At 73.6% G+C, this 26,432-nt stretch carries 27 protein-coding genes; 14 read left to right on the top strand and 13 right to left on the bottom strand.

Annotated elements, in window-relative coordinates:
- Nucleotides 1–39: 39 nt before the first annotated feature.
- From ACZ4WZ_RS02135 to ACZ4WZ_RS02120, 4 genes are all read left to right on the top strand, one after another.
- Nucleotides 40–1,545 carry an FUSC family protein gene (locus ACZ4WZ_RS02135; RefSeq protein ID WP_467884082.1) on the top strand — a complete coding sequence of 502 codons (1,506 nt, stop codon included), beginning with the start codon at nt 40–42 and terminating at the stop codon, nt 1,543–1,545.
- Nucleotides 1,546–1,616: 71 nt separating this feature from the next.
- Complete coding sequence (locus tag ACZ4WZ_RS02130; protein ID WP_467884080.1) at nt 1,617–2,207, top strand: GNAT family N-acetyltransferase; 591 nt, start codon at nt 1,617–1,619, stop codon at nt 2,205–2,207.
- A 222-nt stretch (nt 2,208–2,429) separates the two neighbouring features.
- Entirely contained in the window at nt 2,430–3,569 is a 1,140-nt protein-coding gene (locus tag ACZ4WZ_RS02125; protein ID WP_467884079.1) for a nitric oxide synthase oxygenase, read from the top strand.
- Between the two features lie 134 nt (nt 3,570–3,703).
- On the top strand, nt 3,704–4,732 hold the full coding sequence (locus ACZ4WZ_RS02120; protein WP_467884216.1) for a lactonase family protein: 1,029 nt from the start codon (nt 3,704–3,706) through the stop codon (nt 4,730–4,732).
- Between the two features lie 96 nt (nt 4,733–4,828).
- Here ACZ4WZ_RS02120 and ACZ4WZ_RS02115 read toward each other — a convergent pair whose 3' ends face one another.
- The 3 genes from ACZ4WZ_RS02115 to ACZ4WZ_RS02105 form a co-directional block, all read right to left on the bottom strand.
- The gene (locus ACZ4WZ_RS02115) at nt 4,829–5,749 is read right to left on the bottom strand and encodes a sirohydrochlorin chelatase (RefSeq protein ID WP_467884077.1); all 921 of its coding nucleotides are present in this window, start codon (nt 5,747–5,749) and stop codon (nt 4,829–4,831) included.
- Nucleotides 5,750–5,860: 111 nt separating this feature from the next.
- Complete coding sequence (locus tag ACZ4WZ_RS02110) at nt 5,861–6,547, bottom strand: uracil-DNA glycosylase (protein WP_388936855.1); 687 nt, start codon at nt 6,545–6,547, stop codon at nt 5,861–5,863.
- 42 nt (nt 6,548–6,589) lie between these two features.
- Entirely contained in the window at nt 6,590–7,678 is a 1,089-nt protein-coding gene (locus ACZ4WZ_RS02105; RefSeq protein ID WP_467884074.1) for a WD40/YVTN/BNR-like repeat-containing protein, read from the bottom strand.
- Nucleotides 7,679–7,896: 218 nt separating this feature from the next.
- Here ACZ4WZ_RS02105 and ACZ4WZ_RS02100 point away from each other — a divergent pair, with 218 nt between their 5' ends.
- Together ACZ4WZ_RS02100 and ACZ4WZ_RS02095 are read left to right on the top strand one after the other, a co-directional pair.
- On the top strand, nt 7,897–8,997 hold the full coding sequence (locus tag ACZ4WZ_RS02100; RefSeq protein WP_467884073.1) for an NADH:flavin oxidoreductase/NADH oxidase: 1,101 nt from the start codon (nt 7,897–7,899) through the stop codon (nt 8,995–8,997).
- 115 nt (nt 8,998–9,112) lie between these two features.
- Nucleotides 9,113–9,466 carry an ArsR/SmtB family transcription factor gene (locus ACZ4WZ_RS02095; protein ID WP_467884071.1) on the top strand — a complete coding sequence of 118 codons (354 nt, stop codon included), beginning with the start codon at nt 9,113–9,115 and terminating at the stop codon, nt 9,464–9,466.
- A gap of 65 nt (nt 9,467–9,531) precedes the next feature.
- Here ACZ4WZ_RS02095 and ACZ4WZ_RS02090 read toward each other — a convergent pair whose 3' ends face one another.
- Together ACZ4WZ_RS02090 and ACZ4WZ_RS02085 are read right to left on the bottom strand one after the other, a co-directional pair.
- A complete protein-coding gene (locus ACZ4WZ_RS02090; RefSeq protein ID WP_467884069.1) occupies nt 9,532–10,890 on the bottom strand; it encodes an FAD-dependent oxidoreductase in 1,359 nt (452 codons plus the stop codon).
- Nucleotides 10,891–10,943: 53 nt separating this feature from the next.
- Nucleotides 10,944–11,600 carry a DUF305 domain-containing protein gene (locus ACZ4WZ_RS02085; RefSeq protein ID WP_467884068.1) on the bottom strand — a complete coding sequence of 219 codons (657 nt, stop codon included), beginning with the start codon at nt 11,598–11,600 and terminating at the stop codon, nt 10,944–10,946.
- Nucleotides 11,601–11,676: 76 nt separating this feature from the next.
- On the opposite strand from ACZ4WZ_RS02085, the gene ACZ4WZ_RS02080 reads away from it, so the two are divergent.
- A complete protein-coding gene (locus ACZ4WZ_RS02080; protein ID WP_467884067.1) occupies nt 11,677–13,161 on the top strand; it encodes an LVIVD repeat-containing protein in 1,485 nt (494 codons plus the stop codon).
- Nucleotides 13,162–13,173: 12 nt separating this feature from the next.
- Here the strand turns inward: ACZ4WZ_RS02080 and ACZ4WZ_RS02075 are convergent, their stop codons facing one another.
- From ACZ4WZ_RS02075 to ACZ4WZ_RS02060, 4 genes are all read right to left on the bottom strand, one after another.
- Nucleotides 13,174–13,797: a TetR/AcrR family transcriptional regulator gene (locus tag ACZ4WZ_RS02075; RefSeq protein WP_467884066.1), complete on the bottom strand. Its 624-nt coding sequence runs from the start codon at nt 13,795–13,797 to the stop codon at nt 13,174–13,176.
- 37 nt (nt 13,798–13,834) lie between these two features.
- A complete protein-coding gene (locus tag ACZ4WZ_RS02070; protein WP_467884065.1) occupies nt 13,835–14,500 on the bottom strand; it encodes a phosphatase PAP2 family protein in 666 nt (221 codons plus the stop codon).
- A 32-nt stretch (nt 14,501–14,532) separates the two neighbouring features.
- Nucleotides 14,533–15,471, bottom strand: a complete 939-nt coding sequence (locus tag ACZ4WZ_RS02065; RefSeq protein WP_467884064.1) for a M56 family metallopeptidase — start codon at nt 15,469–15,471, stop codon at nt 14,533–14,535.
- Nucleotides 15,472–15,569: 98 nt separating this feature from the next.
- The gene (locus ACZ4WZ_RS02060; protein WP_467884063.1) at nt 15,570–16,127 is read right to left on the bottom strand and encodes a DUF5134 domain-containing protein; all 558 of its coding nucleotides are present in this window, start codon (nt 16,125–16,127) and stop codon (nt 15,570–15,572) included.
- Nucleotides 16,128–16,257: 130 nt separating this feature from the next.
- Here ACZ4WZ_RS02060 and ACZ4WZ_RS02055 point away from each other — a divergent pair, with 130 nt between their 5' ends.
- Nucleotides 16,258–16,797 (top strand): GNAT family N-acetyltransferase, encoded by a 540-nt coding sequence (locus ACZ4WZ_RS02055; protein WP_467884062.1) that lies wholly within the window; start codon nt 16,258–16,260, stop codon nt 16,795–16,797.
- A gap of 25 nt (nt 16,798–16,822) precedes the next feature.
- Here ACZ4WZ_RS02055 and ACZ4WZ_RS02050 read toward each other — a convergent pair whose 3' ends face one another.
- Nucleotides 16,823–17,515, bottom strand: a complete 693-nt coding sequence (locus ACZ4WZ_RS02050) for a glycerophosphodiester phosphodiesterase (RefSeq protein WP_467884060.1) — start codon at nt 17,513–17,515, stop codon at nt 16,823–16,825.
- Between the two features lie 190 nt (nt 17,516–17,705).
- The gene (locus ACZ4WZ_RS02045; RefSeq protein ID WP_467884059.1) at nt 17,706–18,377 is read right to left on the bottom strand and encodes a helix-turn-helix transcriptional regulator; all 672 of its coding nucleotides are present in this window, start codon (nt 18,375–18,377) and stop codon (nt 17,706–17,708) included.
- A gap of 49 nt (nt 18,378–18,426) precedes the next feature.
- Between ACZ4WZ_RS02045 and ACZ4WZ_RS02040 the strand changes: the two genes are divergently transcribed.
- The 5 genes from ACZ4WZ_RS02040 to ACZ4WZ_RS02020 all read left to right on the top strand — a co-directional run bounded on the left by ACZ4WZ_RS02040 (nt 18,427) and on the right by ACZ4WZ_RS02020 (nt 23,833).
- Entirely contained in the window at nt 18,427–19,566 is a 1,140-nt protein-coding gene (locus ACZ4WZ_RS02040; RefSeq protein ID WP_467884057.1) for an LLM class flavin-dependent oxidoreductase, read from the top strand.
- Nucleotides 19,567–19,886: 320 nt separating this feature from the next.
- Complete coding sequence (locus ACZ4WZ_RS02035; RefSeq protein WP_467884056.1) at nt 19,887–21,293, top strand: DUF6421 family protein; 1,407 nt, start codon at nt 19,887–19,889, stop codon at nt 21,291–21,293.
- Complete coding sequence (locus ACZ4WZ_RS02030) at nt 21,290–22,069, top strand: SDR family NAD(P)-dependent oxidoreductase (protein WP_467884054.1); 780 nt, start codon at nt 21,290–21,292, stop codon at nt 22,067–22,069. The genes ACZ4WZ_RS02035 and ACZ4WZ_RS02030 overlap by 4 nt, the downstream gene beginning before the upstream one ends.
- Nucleotides 22,066–23,127 (top strand): threonine aldolase family protein, encoded by a 1,062-nt coding sequence (locus ACZ4WZ_RS02025; protein WP_467884053.1) that lies wholly within the window; start codon nt 22,066–22,068, stop codon nt 23,125–23,127. The genes ACZ4WZ_RS02030 and ACZ4WZ_RS02025 overlap by 4 nt, the downstream gene beginning before the upstream one ends.
- 106 nt (nt 23,128–23,233) lie before the next feature.
- Complete coding sequence (locus ACZ4WZ_RS02020; protein WP_467884052.1) at nt 23,234–23,833, top strand: transglutaminase domain-containing protein; 600 nt, start codon at nt 23,234–23,236, stop codon at nt 23,831–23,833.
- Here ACZ4WZ_RS02020 and ACZ4WZ_RS02015 read toward each other — a convergent pair.
- The gene (locus ACZ4WZ_RS02015) at nt 23,769–25,007 is read right to left on the bottom strand and encodes an MFS transporter (protein ID WP_467884050.1); all 1,239 of its coding nucleotides are present in this window, start codon (nt 25,005–25,007) and stop codon (nt 23,769–23,771) included. The two genes, ACZ4WZ_RS02020 and ACZ4WZ_RS02015, sit on opposite strands and share 65 nt — an antisense overlap.
- A gap of 99 nt (nt 25,008–25,106) precedes the next feature.
- Entirely contained in the window at nt 25,107–25,835 is a 729-nt protein-coding gene (locus tag ACZ4WZ_RS02010; protein WP_467884049.1) for a lysophospholipid acyltransferase family protein, read from the bottom strand.
- Between the two features lie 223 nt (nt 25,836–26,058).
- Here ACZ4WZ_RS02010 and ACZ4WZ_RS02005 point away from each other — a divergent pair, with 223 nt between their 5' ends.
- Nucleotides 26,059–26,400: a thioredoxin family protein gene (locus tag ACZ4WZ_RS02005; RefSeq protein WP_467884047.1), complete on the top strand. Its 342-nt coding sequence runs from the start codon at nt 26,059–26,061 to the stop codon at nt 26,398–26,400.
- Nucleotides 26,401–26,432 lie beyond the last annotated feature (32 nt).

The raw sequence follows: 26,432 nt of genomic DNA, 5'->3' as shown, positions 1-26,432 counted from the left end.
GGCCGGCGCGCGTGACTCCGAGGGGGGCGGCACACCGCCATGAAGAGGATGTTCGTCGCTCCGGATCCGGGGCGCACCAGACTGCGGAACTCGCTGCGCGCGGTGATCGGCACGGCGCTCGCCGTCGCCGTGGCCGAACTGTCGGGGCTGTCGCTGACCGCCTCCATCACCGGCGGCCTCGCAGCGCTGCTCGCGCTGTTCACCGTCCTCGACGCCGACGTCCGCGCCCAGCGGGTGACCACCGCCCTGCTGCCCGCCACCGGCTTCCCCGTCCTGGCGCTGGCCACCGGACTGCACGGGATGCCGCCCGTCCGCGACGCGGCCTTCCTCGCCGTCGTCTTCGCCGGGGTCTACGCACGCCGCTGGGGCCCGCGCGGCCACGCCCTCGGCATCTTCGGCTTCATGATGTTCTTCGTCACCCAGTTCCTGCACGCCCGCCCCGCCCAGCTGCCCCAGCTGTTCGCCGCCGTGGCGCTGGCGCTGCTCTCGGCCGGAGCCGTGCGGTTCGTGCTGTGGCCCATCGAGCGCCGCACGCCCCCCGCCGCCGCCCCGCCGCCGCTGCCCGGCACCGGCCTGGCCCGGCCCACCACCCGCCAGGCCTTCCAGGCGACCGCCGCCTGCGCCTTCGCCCTCGCCGTCGGCCAGGTGCTGTCCGAGGACCGCTGGTACTGGGCCGTGGGCACCGCCTGGTGGATCTTCGTCAACACCGCCTCGCGCGGCGAGACCCTGGTCCGCGGCTTCCGCCGGGTCCTGGGCACCGTCGTCGGCATCGCCGCGGGCCTGCTCGTCGCCGTACCGCTGAACGGCGCGCCCGCGCCCACCGCCGCCCTCGTCGCCGTCTGCGTCTTCGGCATCTTCTACACGGCGGCCCCCTCCTACTCCTGGATGATGTTCTTCGTCACCGTCATGGCCGGGCTGCTCTACGGGCTCCTCGGCGTCCTGCACCCCGGGCTGCTGCTCCTGCGCTTCGAGGAGACCGCCGTCGGCGCGCTCGGCGCCGCCCTCGCCGTGGTGCTGATCCTCCCCGTCACCACGCACGGCGCCAACGAGGCCTGGATCCAGCGGGCCCTGCACTGCGTACGCGCCGCCACCGCCGCCTCCCTCGACCGCCTCGCCGGAGACCCCGGGGCCGACCCCGCCCCGCACGCCGCCGAACTGGAACTCCTGCTGGGCCGCGCCCGGATCGCCCTCGCGCCGCTCGTCCACCCGCTGAGCCCGCTGCGCGCCCGCAAGGCCCGGGCCCGGCAGGTCATGGCGCTGCTCGACGACTGCGCCCGAGAGGTGCGCGGGCTGGCGGCCGTCGCCGCGGACCCGCAGGCCTCCCACGACGCCCGGCTCGCCGCCGCCTGCTGGCGCGTGGAGGCCGCCGTCGAGGCGCTCACCTCACCCGGGGGAGCCCCGGCGCCCGCCACGCCGGGCACCCCGGCCCGGGACGCTGGCGCCGAACCGGCCCTGGCCCACCTGCACGGGCTGGAGCAGGCCCTCGTCGCCCTGGCCACCCCCCTGCGCACGGACCCACGGTCCCCGCTGGTCATCACCGCCTGAACCGCCCGTACCGCCTGAACCGCCCGTCCCGCCCGTACCGCCCGTACCGCGCGGGCGGTACGGTCGGGTCCATGACGAACCCACAGGCCCCGGCGTTCGAGTACCGCACCGCCCGCCCCGAGGACCGGGAGGCGATCGCATCCCTCGACGGTTCCTTCGTCACGTCCACCGTGTTCCAGGTGACCCGGCCCGAGGACGGCTTCGGCTTCGCCCTGCGCGAGGTCGCGGTGGACCCGCCGCTGCGCAAGGTCTTCCCGCCCGAGCCGGACGACGAAGACGGCGAAGACGGCGACGACGGGTCCGCGGGCGAAGGCCGCGCGGAGCACTCCCGCACCTTCGTCGCCCTCGACGCCGGAGTCCTCTGCGGTTTCGCCACCGTCACCTACGCCCCCTGGAACCGGCGCCTGACCGTCGACGACATCGAGCTCGCCCCCTCCCACCGGGGACGCGGCGTCGGGCGGGCCCTGATGGAGCTCGCGGCCGGCTTCGCGCGCGAACGGGGCGCCGCGCACCTGTGGCTGGAGGTCAGCTCGGTCAACGCCCCCGCCGTGCACGCCTACCGGCGCATGGGGTTCACGCTCTGCGGCCTGGACACCGCCCTCTACGAGGGCACGCCGGCGGCGGGCGAGCAGGCCCTTTTCATGAGCCGCCCCTGCGGCTGACCCCGCCCCCGGCTCCTCGGTCCACCCTGCCGGAACGCCGCGGAGGGTACGCCCGCAAGGCCCCTCGCCGCAGGCCGATCGAGCGAGATCACTCGGAAGAGTGTTCCGGAGGCTCCAGCGGCGCCGGGCTGACCTGCCCCGTGTACAACGGGTGAGTGTTCATTGCACATTCACCCGGCACGTACAGGGTGGATCTGGTCGGACAGGGGGTAACGGCCCGGGATGGAAATTCTGCAGAAGCACTCGAGCGCCGCTCAGGTGTGGGAGGAAGCCGAGGAGTTCATCCGGCTCTTCCACCGGGAGAATCCGCAGGCCGGTGATCCGCGTGCCCGCCTCGCCGTCGTGCGGGCCGAGCTCGTGGAGACCGGCACCTACCGGCACACCCCTCAGGAGCTGGTCCACGGCGCCCGCGTGGCCTGGCGCAACAGCAACCGCTGCATAGGCCGGCTCTACTGGAACTCCCTGCGGGTCCGCGACCGGCGCGGGCTGACCGCCGCCGAGGACATCGCCGCCGAATGCTTCGAGCACCTGCGCGAGGCGACCAACGGCGGCCGGGTCCGGCCCACCATCACCGTCTTCGCCCCCGACACCCCGGACCGCCCCGGCCCGCTGATCTGGAGCGAGCAGCTGGTGCGCTACGCCGGTTACGGGGACCACCACTCCATAACGGTGGGCGACGCCCGCAACGCACCGCTCACCGAGGCCCTCCTCGGACTCGGCTGGCGGGGCGGCGCCGGCACCCCCTTCGACCTCCTCCCGCTGGTCGTGCAGGGCGTCGACGACAAGCCCCGCTGGTTCGACACCCCCGCCGACGCCGTACTGGAGGTGCCCATCCGGCACCCCGACGAGCGCGACGACTGGAGCGACTGGGGTCTGCGCTGGCACGCCGTGCCCGCCATCTCCAACATGTGCCTGGAGATCGGCGGCATCCACTATCCCGCCGCCCCCTTCAACGGCTGGTACATGGGCACCGAGATCGGCGCCCGCAACCTCGCCGACACCGACCGCTACAACCTCCTCCCCGCCGTGGCCCGAAGACTGGGCCTGGACACCTCCAGCGACCGTTCGCTGTGGAAGGACCGGGCGCTGGTCGAGCTCAACCGGGCCGTGCTGGACTCCTTCGACCGGGCCGGGGTCACCATCGCGGACCACCACACGGAGTCCCGGCGCTTCCTCACCCACCTGGAGCGGGAGGAGCGCAGGGGGCGCGAGGTGGGGGCGGACTGGTCCTGGATCGTCCCGCCGATCTCCGGTTCCGCCACTCCGGTCTTCCACCGCACGTACGATGACAGCCCCAGCTCCACGGGGTACGTGCACCACGACGGCGCGCGGGAACGGGCCGAGGGACGGGACTTGGTCTAGACCTTCTGTTACGGTCGCCCCGACGGCGCGGAACGGCGGAAGGGCGACCTGTGGACGACGTGAACGGCGCGGACGACGTGGACGGCGCACCCGGCGGGACCGGTGCGGAAGGGGCCGCGCACAGCACCCCCAACCTGGCCTACATCGGCTCCTTCACCTCGGGCGGCGGCCGCGGCATCACCACCGCGGCCGTCGACCCCGCCACCGGGGCGCTGACACCGGTCGCCGTGACCGCCACCCCCGAGAACCCCTCGTGCCTCGCGCTCGGCCCGGACCGCCGCGTTCTCTACGCGGTCAGCGAGGCCGACCGGGGCGCCGTGCTCGCCTTCCGCACCCGACCCGGAGGACTCGAAGCGCTCGGGGATCCCGTGCCGGTCGGGGCCGCCGGACCCACCCACCTCAGCACGGCCGACGGCAGGCTGCTGACCGCCAACTACACCTCCGGCAGTGTCAGCAGCCTGCCGCTGGACGCCGACGGCGCCCCCGCGGGGCCCGCGGCCGTCCTCGCGCACCGGGGCGGCGGCCCGGACCCCGAGCGGCAGCAGGGCCCGCACGCCCACCAGGTCCGGCCCGACCCGAGCGGCCGCTGGGTGCTGAGCGTGGACCTGGGGACCGACTCCGTCCGGGTCTGCGCCCTGGACCCGGACACCGGGGAGCTGCGCCCGCACGCCGAGAGCGCGCTCAGGGCCGGATCGGGGCCCCGCCACCTCGCTTTCCACCCCGACGGGGAGGTGGTGTACGTGCTGCACGAGCTGGAGCCGCAGATGACCGTCTGCCGCTGGAACGCGGCCGCCGGGGAACTGGAACCGGTCTCGGAGGTTCCGGTCCTCCCGGAGGGCGCCCCGGAGGCTCCGCGGGCCTACCCCTCGGTGGTCGCCGTCTCGGCGGACGGGCGCTTCCTATGGGCCGCCGTCCGCGGCACCGACACCCTCGCCACGTTCTCGCTCGCCGACGGGCCGGAGAAGCCGCAGGCCACCGATGTGACGGGGTGCGGTGGCAGCTGGCCGCGCGATCTCGTCGCCGACCCCTCGGGGCGCCGCCTCTACGTGGCCAACGAGTGGTCCGGCGACGTCACCTGGTTCGAGGTGGACGCGCACACCGGGCACCCCCGCCGGGCCGGTTCGGTGGCCGTCCCCGCGGCCGCCTGCGTGGTCTTCGCCTGAACGAAGCCGTCCGGATGGGCGAAGCCGTCCGGACGCACGGAAAGGGCCCGCCCGGAACGGATTCCGGGCGGGCCCTCGTCACACCTGCGTGCGGGCCTACTGGGCCGCGGCGCCCAGCTGGATCCCCAGGGCGGCGCTGTACTGCGCGACGGCCAGCTTGCCGAGTGCCGGGTAGGCCCCGAGGACCTCGGCGGTGGAGCAGTCGGCCTCCTTGCACGCCGAGTCCAGCAGGCCCTCGGCCGCTTCCGGGCCGATCAGGTACGGGGCCAGCGCCAGCTGGACCGAACCGGAACCGCGCAGCTCGGCGGCGACCGCCGCCACCGAGCCCTCCTGGTCCAGCGCGGCGGCGATCACGGGCACCGCGAGCCGGGCGGCCAGCAGCATGCCGGTGATCCCGGCCGCCTGGACGGCCTCCTCGCCGCCGGTGGTGGCCAGGATGATGCCGTCGGCGGCGGTGGCCACCGTGAACAGGCGGGCCCGGTCGGCGCGGGCCAGGCCGGCCTCGGAGAGGCGTACGTGCAGGCCCTCGGCGAGCAGCGGGTGCGGGCCGAGCACGTCGGCCAGCTCGGCGGCGGCCGAGGAGTCCATCAGCGCCTGGCGCACCCGGCGCAGCAGGCCTCCGTCGGGGCCGGCCAGCAGGGGCACGACCACGGCGTCGGGGCCGGTCGCCGCGGGCACCTCGAGACCGGCGGCCCGGGCGAACTCCGCCCGGGCGTTCCGCTCATGGGCGACGGCGTTCAGTACGCCGGACAGCGAGGGGAACTCGCTCTCCTCGCCGTCCTCACCCTCGAGGAAGCCGATGCGGGCGTCCAGGCCCGGCAGCTCGGAGCGGCCGATGCTGATGACCTCTTCGGCGAGCCCCCGCGAGGCGGCCGAGGGGGCACCGGGCACGGCGAGCACCAGCGCGGGCGCGCCCTCGGGCGCCACCGCGGGCTCGGGCCGGCGGTGCCGTCCGGTCTGGCGGGGTCGCGGCATTCGTACGGGCAGGCCATTCGCGGGCCCAGTGGGGGAGCTCATGGCGCCGCATGCTACTGGCTTATCGGAACCACGTGTTCGGGCAGGGCCCGCCCGGGTGGCATCTGTCCGTATTTATCCATTGAATGTCGTACGTTGAATATCATATACGGTTCAACTGACTGACGGCAGGCGCCAGTCGACGGGCTGCGCGCCGAGGCCGGCCAGCAGCTCGTTGGTCCGGCTGAACGGCCTGGAGCCGAAGAAGCCGTTGGCGGCGGACATGGGCGAGGGATGGACCGACTCCACGGCCGGCAGGTCCCCCAGCAGGGGGCGCAGGTTGCGGGCGTCGCGGCCCCACAGGATGGACACCAGCGGCTTTCCGCGCGCGACGAGGGCGCGGATCGCCTGCTCGGTGACCGTCTCCCAGCCCTTGCCGCGATGGCCGCCGGTCTTGCGGGGCGCGGTGGTGAGCGCACGGTTCAGCAGCAGCACGCCCTGCCGGGTCCACGGGGTGAGGTCGCCGTTCAGCGGCCGTCCCGTCCCGATGTCCGCGTGCATCTCGCGGAAGATGTTGTCCAGGCTGGGCGGCCACGGGCTCACCTCGGGGGCGACCGAGAAGGACAGGCCCATGGCGTGCCCCGGGGTCGGGTAGGGGTCCTGCCCGACGATCAGTACCTTCACCTCGTCGAAGGGCTGCTGGAACGCGCGCAGCACGTTCGCCCCCGACGGGACGTAGGTCCGGCCTGCCGCGATCTCGGCGCGCAGGAAGTCGCCCATGGCGGCGATCTGCCCCGCCACCGGCTCCAGAGCCCGGGCCCAGCCCGGCTCGACGATCTCGTTCAACGGTCGTGCTGCCATGGGTGATCACTCTACTGGCCCACACCGACAGCCGGCCGCCGCTCAGCGCAGTACGGCGGCCCGTACGCACAGCACGTCCGGCAGGTGCTCGGCCAGCAGCTGCCAGCTGTCGCCGTCGTCGTGGCTGGCGTACAGCTCGCCGTTGCGGTTGCCGAAGTAGACGCCCGCGGGGTCGGAGTCGTCGGTGCACAGGGCGTCGCGCAGGACGGTGCCGTAGTGGTCGGCGGCCGGCAGCCCCTTCGAGAGCGGTTCCCAGGTCGCCCCCGCGTCCCGGGTGCGGAAGACCCGGCAGCGGTGCTCCGCCGGCACCCGGTCGGAGTCGGCGTTCAGCGGGAAGACGTACGCGGTGTCCGGGCGGTGCGGGTGGGCGGCCACCGCGAAGCCGAAGTCGGAGGGCAGTCCGGCGCCGATGTCCTTCCACTCGGCGCCCGCATCGTCGCTCCGGTAGACCCCCCAGTGGTTCTGGAGGTAGAGCCGGCCGGGGTTCCCGGCGTCCTGGGCGATCTTGTGGACGCACTGGCCGAACTCCGGGTCCGGATCCGGCAGGAACACCGCGGAGACCCCGCGGTTGGAGGGCTCCCAGCTCGCCCCGCCGTCCCGGGTGCGGAACACCCCGGCGGTGGACACCGCCACGGTCACGGCGGCCGGGTCGGCCGGGTCGGTGATCACCGTGTGCAGGCCCTCACCGCCGCCGCCCGGCACCCACTCCGAGCGGGTCGGGTGCTCCCACAGCGGCCGCACCAGCTCGAAGGACTCGCCCCGGTCGGCCGAGCGGAAGAGCGCGGCGGGCTCGGTCCCGGCGTAGACCACGTCCGGGGCCTCCGGGCCGGCCGGGTGCAGCTGCCAGACCCGCTCCAGGGAGGCGCCGGTGTCCTTCGGGAACCTGACGGCGGGCGCGGCGGGCTCGCGCCAGGTCGCGCCGAGATCGTCCGAGCTGAAGACGGACGGCCCCCAGTGCGTGCTGTCCCCGCCGACCAGCAGCCGGGGCGCCGGCCCCCGGGTGTCGACGGCGACCGCCGAGACGGCCTGGGCGTTGAAGTGCGGACCGTCGAACTCCCAGGGGCCGCCGTCCCGGCGGCGGCCGATGAAGAGGCCCTTGCGGGTCCCCGCGAGCAGTACCACGTCGGTCATGGCCGACACCTCCGGACGTCGTTGTCCTTCACGGCAGCTATCCCGCCAGTCTGCACCCGCCCGCCGACACCGGTCCGGCAGGCCGGGCCGCCGAAGAGCCGTTCGATTCCCCAGCCTTTCATACGAGAGGCCTCGTACTACGAGAGATTTCGTAGTACGGTGTTCCTCGTACTTGGCGCCGGTTCCGGCGCACGTCCGGTGACATCTGGAGAGCTCCCATGAGTGCTGCACCCGCTGCCTTCGCCGCCCTGTTCCAGCCCTACACCCTCCGTTCGGTCACCATCCCGAACCGCGTCTGGATGGCGCCGATGTGCCAGTACAGCGCCGAGGCCTTCGGCCCGAACGCGGGCGTGGCGCTGGAGTGGCACTTCGCGCACTACGCGGCCCGGGCCACCGGCGGCACCGGCCTGATCATCCAGGAGGCCACCGCCGTCGCGCCGGAGGGCCGCATCAGCCCCTACGACCTCGGCATCTGGAACGACACCCAGGTCGAGGCCCTCCGCCGGATCACCGCCTTCGTCAAGTCCCAGGGATCCGTCCCCGGCATCCAGATCGGCCACGCCGGGCGCAAGGCCTCCACCGACCGCACCTGGAAGGGCGGCCGCCCCGTCGGCCCCGAGGGCCACGGCTGGCAGCCCGTCGCCCCGAGCGCCGTGCCGTTCGACGAGGGGCACCCGGTGCCGCACGAGCTCACGACCGAGCGGATCCACGAGATCACCGGCCAGTTCGCGGCCGCCGCCGGACGCGCCCTCGCGGCCGGCTACGAGGTCCTCGAGATCCACGGCGCCCACGGCTACCTCATCGGGGAGTTCCTCTCCCCGCACAGCAACAGGCGCACCGACTCCTACGGCGGCTCGTTCGAGAACCGCACCCGCTTCCCCCTCGAAGTCGTCGACGCCGTACGGGCGGTGTGGCCCGAGGAACTCCCGCTGTTCTTCCGGATCTCCGCCACCGACTGGCTGGAGGAGGACGGCTGGACCGCCGACGAGACGGTCCGGCTGGCCCGGCTGCTCCAGGAGCACGGCGTGGACCTGCTCGACGTCTCCACCGGCGGGCTCGCCCCGCACGTCAGGATCCCGGCGGGCCCCGGGTACCAGGTGCCCTTCGCCGCCCGCGTCAAGGACGAGACCACCCTGCCGGTCGCCGCCGTCGGCCTGATCACCGAACCGGAGCAGGCCGAGAAGATCCTGGCCAACGGCGAGGCGGACGCCGTCCTCCTCGGCCGCGAGCTGCTGCGCGACCCGTACTGGGCCCGCCGCGCGGCCGCCGAGCTGGGCGCGGAGATCCCCACGCCGGACCAGTACCACCGCAGCTGGTGACACCGGGTGCGGCGCGGAAGACCGGCGCCAGCCCCTCCGCGCCGCACCCCCACCCTTCCTACGACACTTCTCGTACGATGGGATCCGCAGCCGAGCCGAACGAGCGGAGCAGGACATGACGGAACGCGACACGGCCCGTGCCCTCGCCCACCCCGAGCCGGGGGAGATCCGGCTGGAGGACGTCCTGCACGCCCTCTCCGACCCGATGCGGCTGTCCATCGTGCGCGAACTCGCCTCCACGGACACCGAACTGGCCTGCTCCGACTTCGTCCTGCCGGTCACCAAGTCCACGACCACCCACCACTTCCGCGTCCTGCGCGAGAGCGGCGTCGTACGCCAGACCTACCGGGGGACGGCGAAGATGAACGGCCTGCGCCGCGACGACCTCCAGTCCCGCTTCCCGGGCCTCCTGGACAGCATCCTGACGGCCGCCGCCGCCGAGCGGACACGGCCCGGGGACGCGTCCTAGCGCCGACCTCCGCGACCGGTCGTCCGTGACCGGCTGCCCGTGACCGGCTCCGAGAACCGGTCGCCCTACGCGATGCCGGCCGCCGAGCGGAGACCCGCCCAGTCCGGGATCTTCACCGAGCGGCGGCCCAGGGAGCGGCCCAGGGCTTCCTCCGCGGCCTCGATCGACAGCCAGCCCGGCCACTCCACCGGGCGCAGGCCCGCCGCGCGCAGGGCCTCCAGAGGGTCTCCGGGCAGCTCCCGCCGGGCCAGCGCCCCGGCGTCCTGGAGCAGCGAGGACACCGTCTCCTTGGCGCACGGCCGGTTGGTGCCGATCACCCCGGTCGGACCGCGCTTGATCCAGCCCGCCACGTACTCGCCCAACGAGGCCCGGCCCCCGCGCACCACCCGGCCCGCCGCGTGCGGCACGGTGCCGGTGGCGGCGTCGAAGGGCAGACCCGGCAGCGGCACCCCCAGGTACCCCACCGAGCGCAGCACCAGCTGGGCCTCGACGTCCTCGTACGCGCCCGTCCCGGTCACCCCGCCCCGGCCGTCCGGGGCGGTCCGCTCGAAGCGGAGCCCGCGGACCCGGCCGTCGGGCCCGCCCAGCACCTCCACCGGCCTCAGGTAGAAGCGCAGCCGGATCTCCCGGGCCGCGGCCGCCTCGCCGTCCGGTCCGGCACCGGCCCAGCCGCGGAGCACCTCGACGTTGCGCCGGGCCACCGCGGGCAGCGCCGCCGCGGCCCCGCCCGCGTACGCCGGGTCGAGGGCCAGCTCGGCGGGCTCCACCCGGGTGCCGACCCCGGGCAGGGTGCCCAGTTCGCGGAGCTCCTTGGTGGTGAACTTGGCCTGCGAGGGCCCGCGCCGGGCCACCATCGTCACCGTCCGCACCCCGCTCTCCGCGAGCGCGCCCAGCGCGGGCTGCGGCATGTCGGTGGGCTCCAGCTCGGGCACGCCCCGGGCCAGGATCCGCGTCACGTCCACCGCGACGTTGCCGGCGCCGACGACCACGGCCGAGCGGACCCCGCCGAGGTCGAAGGAGCCGGCGTCGGGATGGCCGCTGTACCAGGACACGAAGGCCGTCGCGGAGTGCACCCCGGCCAGTTCCTCGCCGGGGATGCCGAGCATCCGGTCGCGCGCGGCGCCCACGCAGTACACCACCGCGTGGTACAGCTCCAGCAGCCGCGCGGTCGGCAGCCCCTCGCCGCCCACCTCCACGTTGCCGAGGAAACGGATGCGGTCGTCCTCCAACACCGACCGCAGGTTTCCGGTCAGCGACTTGATCTTCTCGTGGTCGGGGGCCACCCCGTACCGCACCAGGCCGTACGGGGCCGGCAGCCGGTCCAGTACGTCGACGCGCACGCCCGGCACCTCCCGCTGCTGGACCAGCGTCTGAGCGGCGTAGACCCCGCTGGGGCCCGAACCGACGACGGCGACACGAAGCACGGCGGTACTCCTCCCGCAAGGTGCTCCCAGCATGCCACCGGGCCCCCGGCCCGTCAGCCCATGGCGCGCATCCGCTCGATCTCGGCGCTCTGGGTGGCCACGACCTCGTTCGCCATCTCCTCCACGGCGACGTTGTTGCCCCGGGCCAGCGCCTCGCCGGCCATCGTCAGGGCCCCCTCGTGGTGGGCGGTCATCATCCGCAGGAAGAGCCGGTCGAAGTCGGCCCCCTTGGCGGCGGTCAGCTCCGCCAGCTGCTGCTCCGTCGCCATGCCGGGCATCGCGCCGTGTTCGTGCTCGCCGGTGCCGCCGCCCGGTGCCGGATACCGGGAGAGCCACTTCTCCATGGCCCCGATCTCGGGCCGCTGCGCGGCCGCGATCCGCTCCGCGAGCCGTCTCACCCCGTCAGCCGAGGCCCGGCCGGGGGCGAGGGCGCTCATCGTGAGGGCCTGCCGGTGGTGTTCGGTCATGCGCCGCACGTACGCGTGGTCGGCCGCGTTGGGGCTGTCGTCGGGGCGTTCCCTCGCGGCCTGTTCGGGGGAGAGGGTGCGGGCCGGGCCCCCCGGCGCGCCGGGGGCGACGATCACGGGCCCGCCCTCGCCCGCGGTCCGCTCGCCCGCGTCGCCGTCCCGGCAGCCGGTGACGGTGAGGAGGAGGCCGGCGGTCAGCGCCGCCCCCAGGAATCGGCCGACTAATGCATTTGCCATGTCCATGAAAAGCACGATACTGCCGGGGTCCAGGTTCCGTTCCCATGAGGAGCGGAACGTACGGGCCCCCACGGGAGGCACAGTGACCCTGCTCCACAGCGTCAGAGTGCGTCACCGGAGTCTGGGGGCGGCCCTGGCCGCCGCCGGACTCCTCACCACCCTCCTGGCCGCCGGACCGGCGGCCGCCACCCCCGACCCGGGCGACCTCGCCCCGGGCCCCGGAGCCCGGCAGAACGCCGGCCCCGCCCAAGGCCGCGAACTCGCCCCCGGGGAGATCCCCGGCCAGGACGAGATCGTGCACAGCGCCAACGTCAAACACCTGGCCAACATCCCCAGCGCCAACCCGGCCGGGATCAACTCCGACCTGGCGTTCCAGGGCGACTACGCCTACGCCGGCAGCTACGACGGCTTCACCATCTACGACATCGCCAACCCCAGGTCGCCCAAGGTCGTCACCCAGGTCCTGTGCCCGGGCGGCCAGAACGACATCTCGGTCTCCGGCGACCTGCTCTTCCTCTCCACCGACTCCTCCCGCAGCGACGACTCCTGCAACAGCGTCTCGCAGCCCGCGACGGAGAAGTCCTCGTGGGAGGGCATCAAGATCTTCGACATCAAGGACAAGCGGAACCCCAAGTACGTCAAGTCCGTCGAGACCGCCTGCGGATCCCACACCCACACCCTGGTGCCCGGCGGCCGCGACATCTACGTCTACGTCTCCTCGTACTCGCCCAACGAGGCCTTCCCGGACTGCAAGCCGCCGCACGACGGCATCTCCGTGGTCAAGGTCCCGAAGAAGGCCCCGGCCCAGGCCGCCGTCGTCGGCTTCCCGGTGCTCTTCCCGGACGGCGGCAACCCGGGCGCGCCGACCAACCCCGGGGTCTCCAAGACCACCGGCTGCCACGACATCACCGTGCTGCCGTCCAAGGACCTGGCCGCCGGCGCCTGCATGGGCGACGGCATCCTCTTCGACATCAGCGAGCCGGAGCGGCCGAGGGTCATCGACCGCGTCCAGGACAACGTCAACTTCGCGTTCTGGCACTCGGCGACCTTCAACGAGCGGGCCGACAAGGTGGTGTTCACCGACGAGCTCGGCGGCGGTGGCGGCGCCACCTGCAACGAGGCCACCGGACCCGACCGGGGCGCCGACGGGATCTACGACATCACCGGCCGCGGCGACCAGCGCCGGCTGGTCTTCAAGAGCTACTTCAAGATCCCGCGGCACCAGGCCGACACCGAGAACTGCGTCGCCCACAACGGCTCGCTGATCCCGGTCGGCGGCGGGCGCGACATCATGGTCCAGGCCTGGTACCAGGGCGGCGTCTCCGTGTGGGACTTCACCGACTCCGCGGCCCCCAAGGAGATCGGCTACTTCGAGCGCGGCCCGCTGACCAGCGACAAGCCCGGCCTCGGCGGCTCGTGGTCCGCGTACTACTACAACGGCCACATCTACTCGAACGACATCGCCAAGGGTCTCGACGTGCTCAGGATCGACGACTGGCGCACCGAGAGCGCCAAGTGGGTACGGATGGACCGGCTCAACGTCCAGACCCAGCCCGAGTACCGCTGATCGTCACCCGGCTCAGCGGGGAAACGTTCCGCCGGGCGGCCCCCCGTCCGGCGGGACCCCCAGCTCCCAGTCCAGCCCGTACCGCTGGAACAGCTCCGCCCGCAGCCGGGCCGCCGGCATCGGCGCCCCCGGCAGCAGCACCGCGACCACCGCGCCCATCAGCAGCGCCCGCAGCAGCGGATAGTCCGTGTCCACGTCCGCCGAGCCGTACCGGTCGACGGTGTCCCGCAGCAGCTCCGCCAGGCGCTGCTGCTCCGGGCACTGGATGAACCCCTCCGCCTGGAGGATGCCCCCCATGTGCGTCCGCATCAGCCGGGGGTGGTCCCGGGCCAGCCCCAGGATCGCGTCGATCGCCCGGGCCAGCCGCTCCCGGCCGTCTTCACTGCGGGGCTCGCGCTCCAGGGCGGCTTCCAGGGTCAGGTGCATCAGCCGGTGCACGGCGGACTGGAAGAGCTGGCGCTTGCCGGGGAAGTAATACGAGACCAGGCCGCGCGCCGCGCCCGCCCGGTCGGCGATGTCGCCGAGCTTCGTGGCCTCGTAACCGCGCTCGGCGACCAGTTCGACCGTCGCCTGCAACAGCCGCTCCCTGGAACGTCTGCGCAATTCTTCATTGACCGATGCGCTGCGCGGGGACATGCTTACTCCTGCGTTGACTGGCTCTGAGCCAATATACTCAGCGCACGGGACCGTCTGCTCGGGGCGACGCGGGGGATCGCCCCGAGCAGGCATGCCGGAACGCCGCCAGCGACACCACGGCCACCCCCAGCAGCCAGCCCGCGAGCACGTCCGTGAACCAGTGCACGCCCAGGTAGAGCCGGGTGAAGCCGACCCCGATCACCGACACGGCGGCCACCGTCCAGGCCGCGGCCACCACCCCGCGCGGGGTCCTCGCCGGCAGCAGCCACAGCAGCAGCCCGCACACCACCGTGGCCGTCATCGCGTGCCCCGACGGGTAGGCCGCGTAGTGCGCCGAGTCGACCGGATCCGGCCACACCGGACGGGCGCGCCCCAGCAGGGCCTTCAACCCCTGCTGCACCCCCGAGGCCGCCAGTGCCGCCCCGCCCACCCGGACCGCCCGCGAGCGGTCCCCGCGCCGCCAGAGCCATAGACAGGCCAGAGCGGCCAGGGCGCGCATCGTCCACGGGTCCCAGACCCAGTCGGAGAGGACCCGTACGACACCCGTGACCCCGTCATGGGCGACCGCGTACGGGTGCAGGCCCCGGGCGACCCAGTCGTCGTACGAGATCAGGGGCGGCCAGTCCGCCACCACCAGGAGGGTCAGCGCGGCCGCGAGCAGCGCGCAGCCCGCCCCGGCCCTCGAAAGCCACGTGTTCCGCATGCCCCCGATCCTGTCAGCACGCGGCCGCCCTCTCAGGCCAGCGCGCTCAGACCCGGTCCGAAGGCCACCAGCAGCGGAACCGCCGGGACCAGCGCGGCCATCGCCGCCAGCCGCAGCCGGCGGGCCGGCGACAGGCGCGGCGCGGCCGACAGCAGACGCCGCACCCGCTGCGGGACGTGCGCCTGCTCGGGCCCGCACGGACCGAAGACGCCCCGGTCCTCGTTCAGCCCGACCAGGGCCAGGGCCACCGTCAGCCGCCCGTAGCGCCGCGAGGCCACGTCGTCGGCCGCCAGCTCGACCAACCGGTGCATCTCCGCCTCGAACGCCGCGAAGACCGGCACCTGCGGGAACCCCTGCGCCAACGCCCGCGAGCAGTGCAGCAGCCAGTCGTGCCGGGCCGCCACGTGCCCCTGCTCGTGCGCCAGCACCGCGTCGAGCTGGCTGCCCTTGAGCCGGCCCAGCGCCGCCGTCGTCACCACCAGCCGCGGCGCCGCCCCCGGCTGCCACCAGGCCTCCGGACGCGGACCCTCCAGGACCACCAGCCGCGCGGCGGCCGGGTCCTCCCCGGGCATCAGCGGGGCCCGCACGAGGAGTTCGGCCCCCCGGGCGCGCCGCCCCGACCGCGCCCGCAGCACCTCCCGCGCCAGCATCGCGCCGGTCCACAGCCCACCACCGGCCAGCGCCAGCGCGGTGCCCGTCGCCCAGGGGCCGCCCTCCGCCCCCAGCGCGTACGCGTCGACGACCCCGTGCGGGGCCACGGCGAACAGCCGGCCCCGTACCGCCTGCCAGGCGGCGGCCGCGCTCAGCAGCATCGACAGCCCCAGGCACAGCAGGGTCGCGGCCACCACGCACTGCCACACCCACAGCGCGACCACCGGTTCACGCTCGGGCCACCGCGCCCGGGCCAGCAGGCGGGGCGCGAGCACCGCGGTCAGTGCTCCGAGCATCAGGAGAGCGGCGGAGACCATCATGTCCGCCAGCCTATGAGCGCGGTGCCGCCTCCGGGTACGGGCTCGGGGCATTGGTGACGCAGGACACGTCCGCCCGCCCCGGCACCCCGGCCAGCGGCTCACATGGCCAGCAGCATCGCCAACATCCCCGTACCCATGGCCAGTCGGCAGGCCCGCGTCAGGTCCCCGGTCCCTCCCGCGGCCCCGCCGCCACCCCCGTCCGCCGCCACGGCCACCGGCCGCGCCCCGCCGCCCGCCGTCAGCAGCCGCGCCCCGCCGAGCAGCACGTACCCGGCGTAGTACACGAGCAGCGCCCCCGTCACCGCCGGCAGCCCCGCCCGCCCGTGCCCCTGCCCGACGGCCATCGCGAGTGCCATGTACGCCATCGCCAGCGAGCCCACCAGGTGGTGCGCGTGGTGGACCCCGCCGCGCAGCAGCCACAGCGCGTGCACCGCCGCCCCGCCGAAGACCGCCAGCAGGACCTGCGGGCCCCACGGCCCCAAGCCCGCGGGGACGGCCATCGCCGCCATCCCGAAGCCCATCACCACCTCGCCCACGGCCGCCCCGCGCGTACGCCGGTCCGCTCTGCGCGCCCGCAGCAGGCAGTACCCGCCGGTCGCGGCGCACAGCGCCACGAGCATCCAGGCGAGGGTGAGCGGCATCGCGGATCCGTGCACGGCGGAACCTCCCGGTTCGTCGGCGTCGCAGAAGGGATTCCCTGCTCGCGCCGCCCTCACGCCGGCCCGGGTTAGGCTCTGCGTGCCGTACCAGGCATGTCATATGCCGCCGCGATGAACGGAGCGCCCGATGTCGACCGCCCAGCCCGCCGCCCCGAGCTTCCGCAGCGCCGTGGAGGCGGACGTACCGGACCTGGTGGCGCTCGTCGAGTCCGCCTACCGGGGCGACGCCAGCCGGGCCGGCTGGACGACGGAGGCGGACTTCCTGGACGGGCAGCGCACCGACCCCGAGGGCGTCGGCGCGATCATCGCGGACCCGGACGGCATCCTGCTGGTCGTCGAACGCGCGGGCGAGCTCGTCGCCTGCTGCCAGCTCGAACACCGCGGGGACCACGCCTACTTCGGCATGTTCGCCGTGCGTCCCGGGCTCCAGGGCGCCGGTCTCGGCAAGGAGGTCCTGGCCGAGGCCGAGCGCCGGGCCCGCGAGGCCTGGGGCGCGAAGGAGATGCGGATGACCGTGGTGAACGTACGGGAGGAGCTCATCGCCTACTACGTGCGCCGGGGCTACCGGCGCACGGGCGAGCTGAGCCCCTTCCCGTACGGTGACGAGCGCTTCGGCGTCCCGCTCCGCGACGACCTGGCCTTCGAGCTGCTCGTCAAGGCCCTCTGAGCTCCACGGGCCCGGCCGGTGCCGCTCAGGCGGTGAACCGGCCGGTGCTGCGGATCTCCGGGAAGTCGGTGGCGGCGCCGTCGAGTTGCAGGGCCCGCGCCAGCCGCAGCTGGTCCAGGGTGTTGACCGTCCAGCCCGTCACCCGCAGCCCCGCCGCGTGGGCCGCCTCCACCGTTTCCAGGGTGAGCCGGCGGATGTCCAGGGCCACGGTGCGCGCGCCCGCCGCCAGGGCGAGGTCCACGAGGTCCTCGGCGGCCGCCCGGGGCCGCCTCGGATGCAGGGCGGTCCGCACGCCGGGGGCGTGCCGGGCGACCGTCGCGAGCACGTCGCCGTCACCGGAGGCCACCTCCACCCGGGAGGCCAGGTCCCGGCGCACGATGAGCTCCGCGAGCGCCGTCGCGGCGGCCTGGTCCTGCACCGACACCTGGAGCGGGACCCGTACGGCCTCCAGGACCTCGTCCAGGACCGGCACCCGCTCGCCCTGGCCGGCGTCGAGTTCGCGCAGCTCGGCCAGGGTCAGGTCGGCGACGGCGCCCGCGCCGTTCGTGGTGCGGTCCACCTCGGCGTCGTGCAGCACCACGAGGGCGCCGTCCTTGCTGAGGCGGACGTCCAGCGCGATGACGTCCATCCCGCAGCGTTCGGCGCGGACGAACGACCGCAGGGTGTTCTCCGGCTCGACACCCATGACCCCGCGGTGACCGATGGTGAGGAAAGTCAAGGTTCTCTCGCTTCCGTCGAGGGCGGCTCCCCGCGCGGTCGCGGTGTCCCGACCGGCCGCGCGCGGTGAGGACGCATGCTAGTGCGCCCCGGTCGGGATGGGACCGGTCGTGCGGGGTCCAGCGGAAGCCCTCCGGCCGCTTCCCGCCAGGGGCGTGCGCCGCACGGCGGGCCGGGGGCGCCGTGCCGCGTCACCCCTGCGTGGGCGCGTCCCCGTCGGCTTGACGGGCGGCCGTCCGCGGCGCCCGCGCGCCACCCGCGGGGGCTCCCCGGCCGGGCCCGACGGCCCGGGCCCCGGCCTCGCGCAGGTCGGTGAGCAGGGCGCCGGCCAGGTCCAGCTCGGCCAGGTGCTGCCGCTCGCTCCAGCGCAGCGCGAGGACCGGGAAGGCCCATTCCGGTACGTCCGCCGCGTGCTCCATCGCCTCGCGCACGGCGGCCAGCTCGCCCCGGGTCCGCTCGACGTGGTCCTCGACCATCGCGCGCAGCCGCTCGGGATCGGCCAGGTGCCCCAGCCAGATGCGCAGCAGCAGTCCGTGCTTGAGGACCGGAGGTCCGGCGTCCGCTGTGTCGGAGGCCCAGCCGGAGAGGGCCTCGCGGCCCGCCGCCGTGATGGTGTAGCGCCGCTTGGCGCGGGCCTCCTCGGGCCCCGAGCGCTCGGAGGCCGCGTACCCCAGGTCCTCCAGGCGGCGCAGTTCGGCGTAGATCTGGCTGATGGCGGGCGACCAGTAGAAGAAGCGCAGGGAGGAGTCCGCCCACTTCTTCAGCTCGTAGCCCGTGCGTTCGCCGGGGAACGACAGCAGACCGAGTACCGCCCAGGCGGTCGGCGGGAGGTCTTGCTTCTTCGATGTCTGACTACTAGTCATATTTCTAATCGAAGTAAGACCGGGCACGGGACGCATTCCTGGAGGCATCGTGAAATTCTCCGTGATCTTCGAGGCTCAGCTGGCCGATCCCACCGTGGAACGGGAACACCAGGTCATCCGTGACTGCGTCGAGCAGGCGGTCCTCGCCGAACGCATGGGATTCGACCGGATCTGGGCCGTCGAGCACCACTCGCTGAAGTGGTACGCCCACATGAGCGCGCCGGAGGTCTTCCTGAGTTTCGTCGCGGCCAGGACGAACACCATACGCATCGGCCATGGTGTCGTGTGCATGCCCTTCAACTTCAACCATCCGGTACGCGTGGCCGAACGGGCCGCGATGCTCGACCTGCTGTCCGGCGGGCGGCTCGACCTGGGTGCCGGGCGCGGGGGCACGGAGCAGGAGACCTCGCTCTGCGGGGTGGACCGGGACCGCACCGCCGCCGAGGTGGAGGAGGCGCTGCGGATCATCGGGAAGGCCTGGCGGGAGGAGGAGCTCGAGCACCACGGCGAGCTGCTGGACATCGGCCCGCACCCGATCCTCCCGCGCCCGGCGCAGCGCCCCCATCCGCCGCTCTTCCTGGCGTGCAGCCGGGGCGAGACCCTGGTGCAGGCCGCCGAGCTGGGCATCGGGGCCCTGGTGATGGGTTTCGCCGGTCCGGAGTCCATCGCGGGGATGCGGGCGGTGTACGACGCCGCCGTGGCGGGCCGCGACGGCAGCCGTTTCGTGTCCACGGCCGTCAACGACCACTTCTCGGTGCTCTGCCCCACGATCGTGCTCGACGATCCCGAGGAGGCCCGCCGGATCGGCGTCCGGGGGCAGCGGTTCTTCGCGCAGTCCATCGGGCACTGGTACGGCGGTGCGGGCGTCCCGGACGAGGCGGTGGTGGCGGGCGCTGACGAGGGGGCGGAGATGCGCCGGGCCGCCGAGCAGGTGGTGGCCCGGCTGCACGAGCAGGACATCCCGGTGAGGCCGGCCTCGACGGCCACCTTCAACGCCGACCATGCCTACGGGAGCGCGGACGAGGCCATCGCGTACGTCGAGCGGCTGCGCGCGGCGGGCGCGGACGAGGTGATGTGCCTGGTCCAGATGGGCACGGTGCCGCAGGAGGCCTGTCTGGAGACGCTGCGGCAGTGGGGGGAGAAGGTCATCCCGCACTTCCGTGCGGAGCGCGCCACGGTCCGGGCCTGAGCGGCGGGCCGGGCCGCCGGACGGGCGGAGGGGCCGGACGGGCGGAGGGGCCGGGACCGCCGTCCGGCCCCGCCCGGCGCGCGGCCGGCGTCCGCCGGAACCCCCGGCGCCCCCGATTCCTCATATTTTTCCTGGCGCCGCCGGAGGCCGGTCCGATACTCCAACTACTAGGCGGACTGGTGGATTCCACCGTGCGTTACCGGAAGACTTCCGGTGGAGTTGGGGGTAGCACAGGATAATTTCCCGAGTTGCCTCTTGAGCGGAAGAGCCTCACATGCATACGCTGTCTTAACGCGAGGTTCTCCTGTGGAGGAAGTGACATGACGGAAACTCTTGTGCCGGGCTCCGGCGGTGCCGTGATAACCGCTGGCGCGCGGGTGGTAGACCACCCTGCATGGCCCGCGCTCAAGGCCGCCGTGGAGGAGATCCGCCCCTGGCAGGCCAAGGACGGATCGATCGACTTCGACGCCGAGGGCGCCCCCGCCCGCATCGACGTCGAGGCCGCCGTGGAGCGGGTCGTCGGTGCGGTGGAGGAGCTGTCGCCGCTGCTGCCGCACGCCACCGCCTACCACACCGCGCTCGTCGCCGACCTGCGCAAGTGGGCCGCCGAGGGCTTCGGCGTCCCGGACTTCCTCGACTCCCTGCTGGCCTTCCACCCGGCCTCCCAGCGCGCCGACGGGCTCCAGCACCTCGTGGTCTTCCCGATGTACACGCAGAACGGCAACCCGGACCGCAACCTCGAGGCCGTCGTCCTGAAGATGGTGTGGCCCGACTGGCTCTCCGAGCTCGAGCGCACCCGGTACGACAACCCGCTCTTCCTCGGCATCACCTTCGAGGACTTCACCCCGGGCTACGACACCAACTCGGCGGTGCTCTTCCCCGAGACCATCGCCGTCCGCGAGGCCCCCGAGCGCTTCACCTGGGGCGGCATCTTCTGCGACCGCGAGGCGGCCCGCTACCGCAAGGTCACCGCGGCGGCCGTCGACATCCTCGGCATCGAACTGCCCGAGGACATCGCCCGCATGGTCGAGGACCAGGAGCGCTGCGAGAAGGCCTTCGTCCTGTGGGACATGGTCCACGACCGCACCCACAGCCACGGCGACCTGCCGTTCGACCCCTTCATGATCAAGCAGCGCCAGCCGTTCTGGATGTACGGCCTGGAGGAGCTGCGCTGCGACCTCACCGCCTTCAAGGAGGCCGTGAAGCTGGAGTCCGAGGGCAACGAGCACGGCCGTGACGTGCAGTACGCCGTCCTCTTCGACCGGATGTTCCGCTTCCCCGTCTCCGGTGACCGCAACCGCAACTACGACGGTCTCGGCGGCCAGCTGCTCTTCGCGTACCTCCACAAGCACGACGTCGTGCGCTGGACGGACAACAAGCTGAAGATCGACTGGATGCGCGCCCCGCAGGTCACCAACCAGCTGTGCGCCGAGATCGAGGACCTCTACCGCGCGGGCATCGACCGCCCGAAGCTGGTCCACTGGTTCAAGGCGTACGAGCTCGTCTCCACCTACCTGGCCCCGCACCCCGGCTCCAAGTGGGCCAAGGGCCCCGACGCCCTGGACCTGACGCAGCCCCCGCGCAAGCTCGTCGACGACGTGCTTCCGGACGAGTTTCCCCTCAGCATGTTCTACGAGGCCCTCGCCAAGAAGCTCAAGGGTGTCATCGCCGCGACCAAGGGCATCACCCCGGCGAACGCGGACGACACCGAGCGGGCCGCCGCATGAGCGACCGCGCACAGGAGGCTGCAGGGATGAACGGCAACGGGAAGCTCCACGGAGCGGTCGTGGCGGTGGCGGGGGCCGGCGGCCCCGCCGGCCGCGCCGCGCTGATGCGCCTCGCCGAGGCGGGGGCCACCGTCGTGGCCTCGGACGCGGACGCGGGACGTCTGGCGGAGGCCGTGGACGCGGCCCGCTACGCCCACGGCGGCGCCACCGTCACCGGCGACACCGTCGACCTGCTCGACCTGGAGGCCACCAAGGCCTGGGCCGAACGCACCGAGAAGGAGTTCGGCCGTGTCGACGGCGTCGTCCACCTCGTGGGCGGCTGGCGCGGCAGCAAGACCTTCACCGATGTGGACCTCGCCGACTGGGACTTCCTGGAGAAGCTCCTCATCCGCACCGTCCAGCACACCTCGCTCGCCTTCCACGACGCGCTGCTGCGCAGCGACCGCGGACGCTACGTGCTGATCAGCCAGTCCGGTGCGCACAAGCCGGTCGCCAACAACGCCGCGTACAACGCCGGCAAGGCGGCCGCCGAGGCCTGGACCCTGGCCATGGCGGACTCCTTCCGCAAGGCGGGGGGCGAGGAGGGGCCGCAGGCCGCCGCTGCGATCCTGGTGATCAAGGCACTGGTGCACGACGCGATGCGCGCCGAGCGTCCGAATGCGAAGTTCGCGGGCTTCACCGACGTCAAGGAGCTGGCCGAGGCCATCGCCGGCGTGTGGGAGCGGCCCGCCCCCGAAGTGAACGGACAGCGTCTGTGGCTCACTCCCCAACCGTGAAGACCGATGCCCGCCGCCACCACGATCCGGCGGTCCGCGGTTTCGCGAGCGACAACTACGCGGGGGTGCACCCGGAGATCCTGGAGGCCATCGCACTCGCCAACGGCGGCCACCAGGTCGCCTACGGCGAGGACGAGTACACCGAGCACCTCCAGAAGGTCATCCGCAGCCACTTCGGGCCGTACGCGGAGGCCTTCCCGGTCTTCAACGGCACCGGTGCGAACGTCACCGCCCTCCAGGCGATGACGGACCGCTGGGGCGCCGTGATCTGCGCCAAGACCGCCCACATCAACGTGGACGAGGGCGGCGCCCCGGAGCGGATGGCGGGCATCAAGCTGCTCGCCGTGGACACCCCGGACGGCAAGCTCACCCCCGAGCTGATCGACCGGGAGGCCTGGGGCTTCGACGACGAGCACCGGGCGATGCCCCAGGTCGTCTCGATCACCCAGAACACCGAGCTCGGCACGGTCTACACCCCGGACGAGATCAGGGCCATCTGCGAGCACGCCCACGGCCTCGGCATGAAGGTGCACCTCGACGGTGCCCGGATAGCCAACGCCGCGGCCTCGCTCGACGTGCCGATGCGCACCTTCACCAACACGGTGGGCGTCGACGTGCTCTCGTACGGCGGCACCAAGAACGGCATGATGTTCGGCGAGGCCGTGGTCGTGGTGAACCCGGACGCCGTCCGGCAGATGAAGCACATCCGCAAGATGTCGATGCAGCTCGCCTCCAAGATGCGCTTCGTCTCGGTGCAGCTGGAGGCCCTGCTCGCGAAGGACCTGTGGCTGCGCAACGCCCGCCAGGCCAACGCGATGGCGCAGCGGCTCGCGGCGGGCGTCCGCGAGACCGACGGCGTGGAGATCCTCTACCCGGTCCAGGCCAACGCCGTCTTCGCGAAGCTGCCGCACGAGGTGTCGCGCCGGCTCCAGCAGCGGTACCGCTTCTACTTCTGGGACGAGGCCGCCGGCCACGTCCGCTGGATGTGCGGCTACGACACCCGGGAAGAGGACGTGGACGGCTTCCTCCAGGCCCTCAAGGAGGAGCTGGCCCGCTAGGGGCCGCTCCGCCGCGCGCGAGTGACCGGCGCGGAGAAATGAATAGATATGCCCCTGGCTGTAAATCTATTGATCTACGGTCAGGGGCATGCCTATGCTCCCGCCCATGCAGCTGATTCAGCAGAACCCAGACATCCACGCCTATTTGGCCTCCGACGAGGCCATAGACCACTGGCACCCCCTGGTACAGGAGACCGCCGACGCCCTCTGGACCGCCACCGGCGACGCATATCCATACGCCAAGGTGGCCTTCGAGTTCGTCCGGGACACCATCCCGCACTCGGCGGACTCCGGGGACACCCGCGTCTCCTGGCGGGCCTCCGACGTACTGGCCACCCGCAACGGCATCTGCTATGCCAAGGCCCACGCCCTCGCCGCCCTGCTGCGCGCCCGGGGCATCCCGGCCGCCCTGTGCTACCAGCTCCTCGGGGAGGAGGACGGATCCAGCCCCGTCGTCCACGGACTCGTCGCCGTCAGACTGCCCGGCTCCGAGACCTGGGCCCGCGTCGACCCGCGCGGCAACAAGCCCGGCGTCGACGCCCGCTTCAGCCTCGACCGGGAGCGGCTCGCCTTCCCCGTCCGGCCCGAGCTCGGCGAGATCGACCACCCCGAGCTGTACGCCGCCCCGCACCCCGCGACGCTCAAGGCCCTCCAGGAGTCCGCCGACCTGGCGCAGCTGTGGCGGAACCTGCCGACGGCTCTGTGACCCCCGCGCCGGGTACGGGTCCCCGGCCCGCCACCAGCGCGTGCAGCGCGGCAGCCACCAGCTGCAGTACGGCGATCCCGAGCAGCAGCGTCCACGGCGGCGCGGCGGCGGCCAGCCCCACCAGGGCGGCGCCCGCCGAAGCCGCCGTCATCTTCAGCCCCGCCCCCAGGGTGAACACCTGCGGCCGCACCGCCGCGGGGGCGTGCTCCGAGCGGATCCGCAGCGTGGCCGTCAGCAGCGGCCCGTCGCAGAAGCCGGCCACCGCGAACGCCACCGCCGTCACCGCCACGGACGGCGTGAACGCGGCCACCGCCAGGGCGGCCCCGGTCCCCGCCAGGCCCCGGCGGGCCAGCCGGCCCGGCGGCACACCGGTCATCCGGCCCAGGGTCAGGGAGCCGGCCAGAGCGCCCACCGCGAACGCCGTCATCAGCACCCCGCCGGCGCCCGGACTGCCGAGCCCGGCCGCCAGCAGCACCGCGCCGGTGGTCAGCCCCCCGATGCCGACGAAGGCCAGGGTCGTCGCCGAGGTGATCGCCCTCAGCTCCCGGACCCGCCACAGGGCCGCCAGCCCCGCCCCCGCCCCGGCACGGGGCCCGCCCGGAGAGGCGGCCGCGCCCGGGTCCTCGTACGGAAGGGAGGCGGCGAGAACCGCCGCCAGCGCCCCCGAAACCGCCAGCACCGCCATCGCCGGCCCGGCCGAGGTCAGCGCCCCGACCACGCTGACCGCCGCCGGGGCCGTCACCGCCGCCGCGTTGTAGGTGGAGGCGTCCCAGCCGTACGCGCGGTCCCGCGCGGGGCCCGCCGGCAGCAGTCCCGCGACCAGGCTGGAGAGCCCGCCGGTCACCACCGGCCCACAGGCCCCGCCGAGCACCGCCACCACGAGCACCACCGGCACCGGAGCCCGACCCAGCAGCACCGCCAGCGCCGCCACCGCGAGCGTGAACCCCGCCAGCGCGCCCGCGTAGAACAGCCGCGGCCGCCGGGTCCGGGCCGCGGCGGTTCCCGCCGGCGGCGCGGCCAGCACGTGCGGCGCCAGCCAGGCGGTCAGCACGAACGCCCCGTGCGCGGCACTGCCGGTGCGCTCCAGCGCCAGCAGCACCACCGCCATGCCCATACCCTCGGACGCGAAGCGCGCGGCCAGTGCCGCCGCCAGGTACCGCCCGAACCCGCCCATCAGCGAACCCCCTCCGCGCCGGGTGACGTTGTCAAACGGACAGGACGTTACGCGGCCGGACGCGGGACGGCCGGAAAGGGCGTGGGCCCCGGGACGGGGTCAGTTCGCTTCGCGCTCCTTGACCTGCGCGGCCGTCGGGGCGGTGCCGCCGAGGTGGGCCGGGAGCCACCACGAGTCCTCGGAGCCCTGCGGCTTGCCCGGGTAGGCGCTCTGCGCCGCGTCCAGCAGCTCCTGCACGCGCTCGCGCAGGCGGCGGGTGATGGCGCCCGCGTACTGGTCCGCCGGGGCCTCGATGGGCTCGCCGACGCGCATCGTGACCGGGATGTGGCTGCGCTTGAGGTTCTTGGGGCGGCCCTTGGTCCACAGCCGCTGCGTGCCCCACAGGGCCACCGGGATCAGCGGGACGCCCGCCTCCTGGGCCATGCGCGCCGCACCCGACTTGAAGCTCTTGAGGGTGAACGACTGGGAGATCGTCGCCTCCGGGAACACGCCGATGATCTCGCCCGAGCGCAGCGAGTCCAGCGCGTGCTGGTACGCGGTCTCACCCTGCTCGCGGTCCACCGGGATGTGCTTCATCGCGCGCATCAGCGGGCCCGAGACCTTGTGCCGGAACACCGACTCCTTGGCCATGAAGCGGACCAGCCGCTTCTGCGGCCGCGCGGTCAGGCCGGCGAAGATGAAGTCGAGGTAGCCGATGTGGTTCGACACCAGGACCGCCCCGCCCTTGCGCGGGATGTTCTCGGTGCCCTTCATGTCGATCCGGATGTCGAGCGCACGGAAGAGGGTGTGCGCGGCACCGATCACCGGGGGGTATACGAGCTCAGCCATGCTGGGGAGACCCCGCTTTCTGCCTGGGGAGGTGCTCCCGGCCGGAAGTTACGGCAGCGTAGGTACGCGGCCATGGGGATCGTGCCCCAAACGCGGCCCGCTGGCCAGCCCAGACGACCGCGCCGGGCGAGATTCTCGTCACGCGGGGAATGCCGCGCGCCGGACGGATGCTCGCACCAGGGTACGTACATGCGGGACGGAGCGGACGGGAGCGGGTGTGCGGGTGCACGGAGACGAAGCGCGGCGGTCTGGCGGTCACGGCCCCCTCGGCGCCGCCGAGCTGGGCAGGGCACCGGGGGAGCGGGCCAGCCTGGTCCAGTTCTCCAGCGCCTTCTGCCAGCCCTGCCGGGCCACCCGCAGGATCCTCGCCGAAGTCGCCGAAATGGTGGACGGCGTCGCGCACATCGAAATAGACGCCGAGCGAAACCTCGGACTCGTGCGCGCCCTCGGCATCGAGAAGACCCCCACCGTCCTCGTCCTGGACGCCGCCGGGCGCATCGTCCGGCGCGCGGCGGGGATGCCGCGCAAGGCGGACGTGATCGCCGCCCTGGGGGCCGCGGTGTGACCGGGGCGCCGGTACGCGCGCCCGCACGCAGC

The organism is Streptomyces sp. NPDC029122 (genome assembly GCF_055569445.1).
This window is presented reverse-complemented; position numbering and strand designations above follow the sequence as displayed.

Bases quoted from the DNA above. Each gene is read 5' to 3' on its own strand.
- ACZ4WZ_RS02135 (WP_467884082.1), top strand. From the start codon at position 40: ATGAAGAGGATGTTCGTCGCTCCGGATCCGGGGCGCACCAGACTGCGG.
- ACZ4WZ_RS02130 (WP_467884080.1), top strand. From the start codon at position 1,617: ATGACGAACCCACAGGCCCCGGCGTTCGAGTACCGCACCGCCCGCCCC.
- ACZ4WZ_RS02125 (WP_467884079.1), top strand. From the start codon at position 2,430: ATGGAAATTCTGCAGAAGCACTCGAGCGCCGCTCAGGTGTGGGAGGAA.
- ACZ4WZ_RS02115 (WP_467884077.1), bottom strand. From the start codon at position 5,749: ATGAGCTCCCCCACTGGGCCCGCGAATGGCCTGCCCGTACGAATGCCG.
- ACZ4WZ_RS02110 (WP_388936855.1), bottom strand. From the start codon at position 6,547: ATGGCAGCACGACCGTTGAACGAGATCGTCGAGCCGGGCTGGGCCCGG.
- ACZ4WZ_RS02105 (WP_467884074.1), bottom strand. From the start codon at position 7,678: ATGACCGACGTGGTACTGCTCGCGGGGACCCGCAAGGGCCTCTTCATC.
- ACZ4WZ_RS02100 (WP_467884073.1), top strand. From the start codon at position 7,897: ATGAGTGCTGCACCCGCTGCCTTCGCCGCCCTGTTCCAGCCCTACACC.
- ACZ4WZ_RS02095 (WP_467884071.1), top strand. From the start codon at position 9,113: ATGACGGAACGCGACACGGCCCGTGCCCTCGCCCACCCCGAGCCGGGG.
- ACZ4WZ_RS02085 (WP_467884068.1), bottom strand. From the start codon at position 11,600: ATGGACATGGCAAATGCATTAGTCGGCCGATTCCTGGGGGCGGCGCTG.
- ACZ4WZ_RS02075 (WP_467884066.1), bottom strand. From the start codon at position 13,797: ATGTCCCCGCGCAGCGCATCGGTCAATGAAGAATTGCGCAGACGTTCC.
- ACZ4WZ_RS02070 (WP_467884065.1), bottom strand. From the start codon at position 14,500: ATGCGGAACACGTGGCTTTCGAGGGCCGGGGCGGGCTGCGCGCTGCTC.
- ACZ4WZ_RS02065 (WP_467884064.1), bottom strand. From the start codon at position 15,471: ATGATGGTCTCCGCCGCTCTCCTGATGCTCGGAGCACTGACCGCGGTG.
- ACZ4WZ_RS02055 (WP_467884062.1), top strand. From the start codon at position 16,258: ATGTCGACCGCCCAGCCCGCCGCCCCGAGCTTCCGCAGCGCCGTGGAG.
- ACZ4WZ_RS02045 (WP_467884059.1), bottom strand. From the start codon at position 18,377: ATGACTAGTAGTCAGACATCGAAGAAGCAAGACCTCCCGCCGACCGCC.
- ACZ4WZ_RS02035 (WP_467884056.1), top strand. From the start codon at position 19,887: ATGACGGAAACTCTTGTGCCGGGCTCCGGCGGTGCCGTGATAACCGCT.
- ACZ4WZ_RS02030 (WP_467884054.1), top strand. From the start codon at position 21,290: ATGAGCGACCGCGCACAGGAGGCTGCAGGGATGAACGGCAACGGGAAG.
- ACZ4WZ_RS02020 (WP_467884052.1), top strand. From the start codon at position 23,234: ATGCAGCTGATTCAGCAGAACCCAGACATCCACGCCTATTTGGCCTCC.
- ACZ4WZ_RS02015 (WP_467884050.1), bottom strand. From the start codon at position 25,007: ATGGGCGGGTTCGGGCGGTACCTGGCGGCGGCACTGGCCGCGCGCTTC.
- ACZ4WZ_RS02010 (WP_467884049.1), bottom strand. From the start codon at position 25,835: ATGGCTGAGCTCGTATACCCCCCGGTGATCGGTGCCGCGCACACCCTC.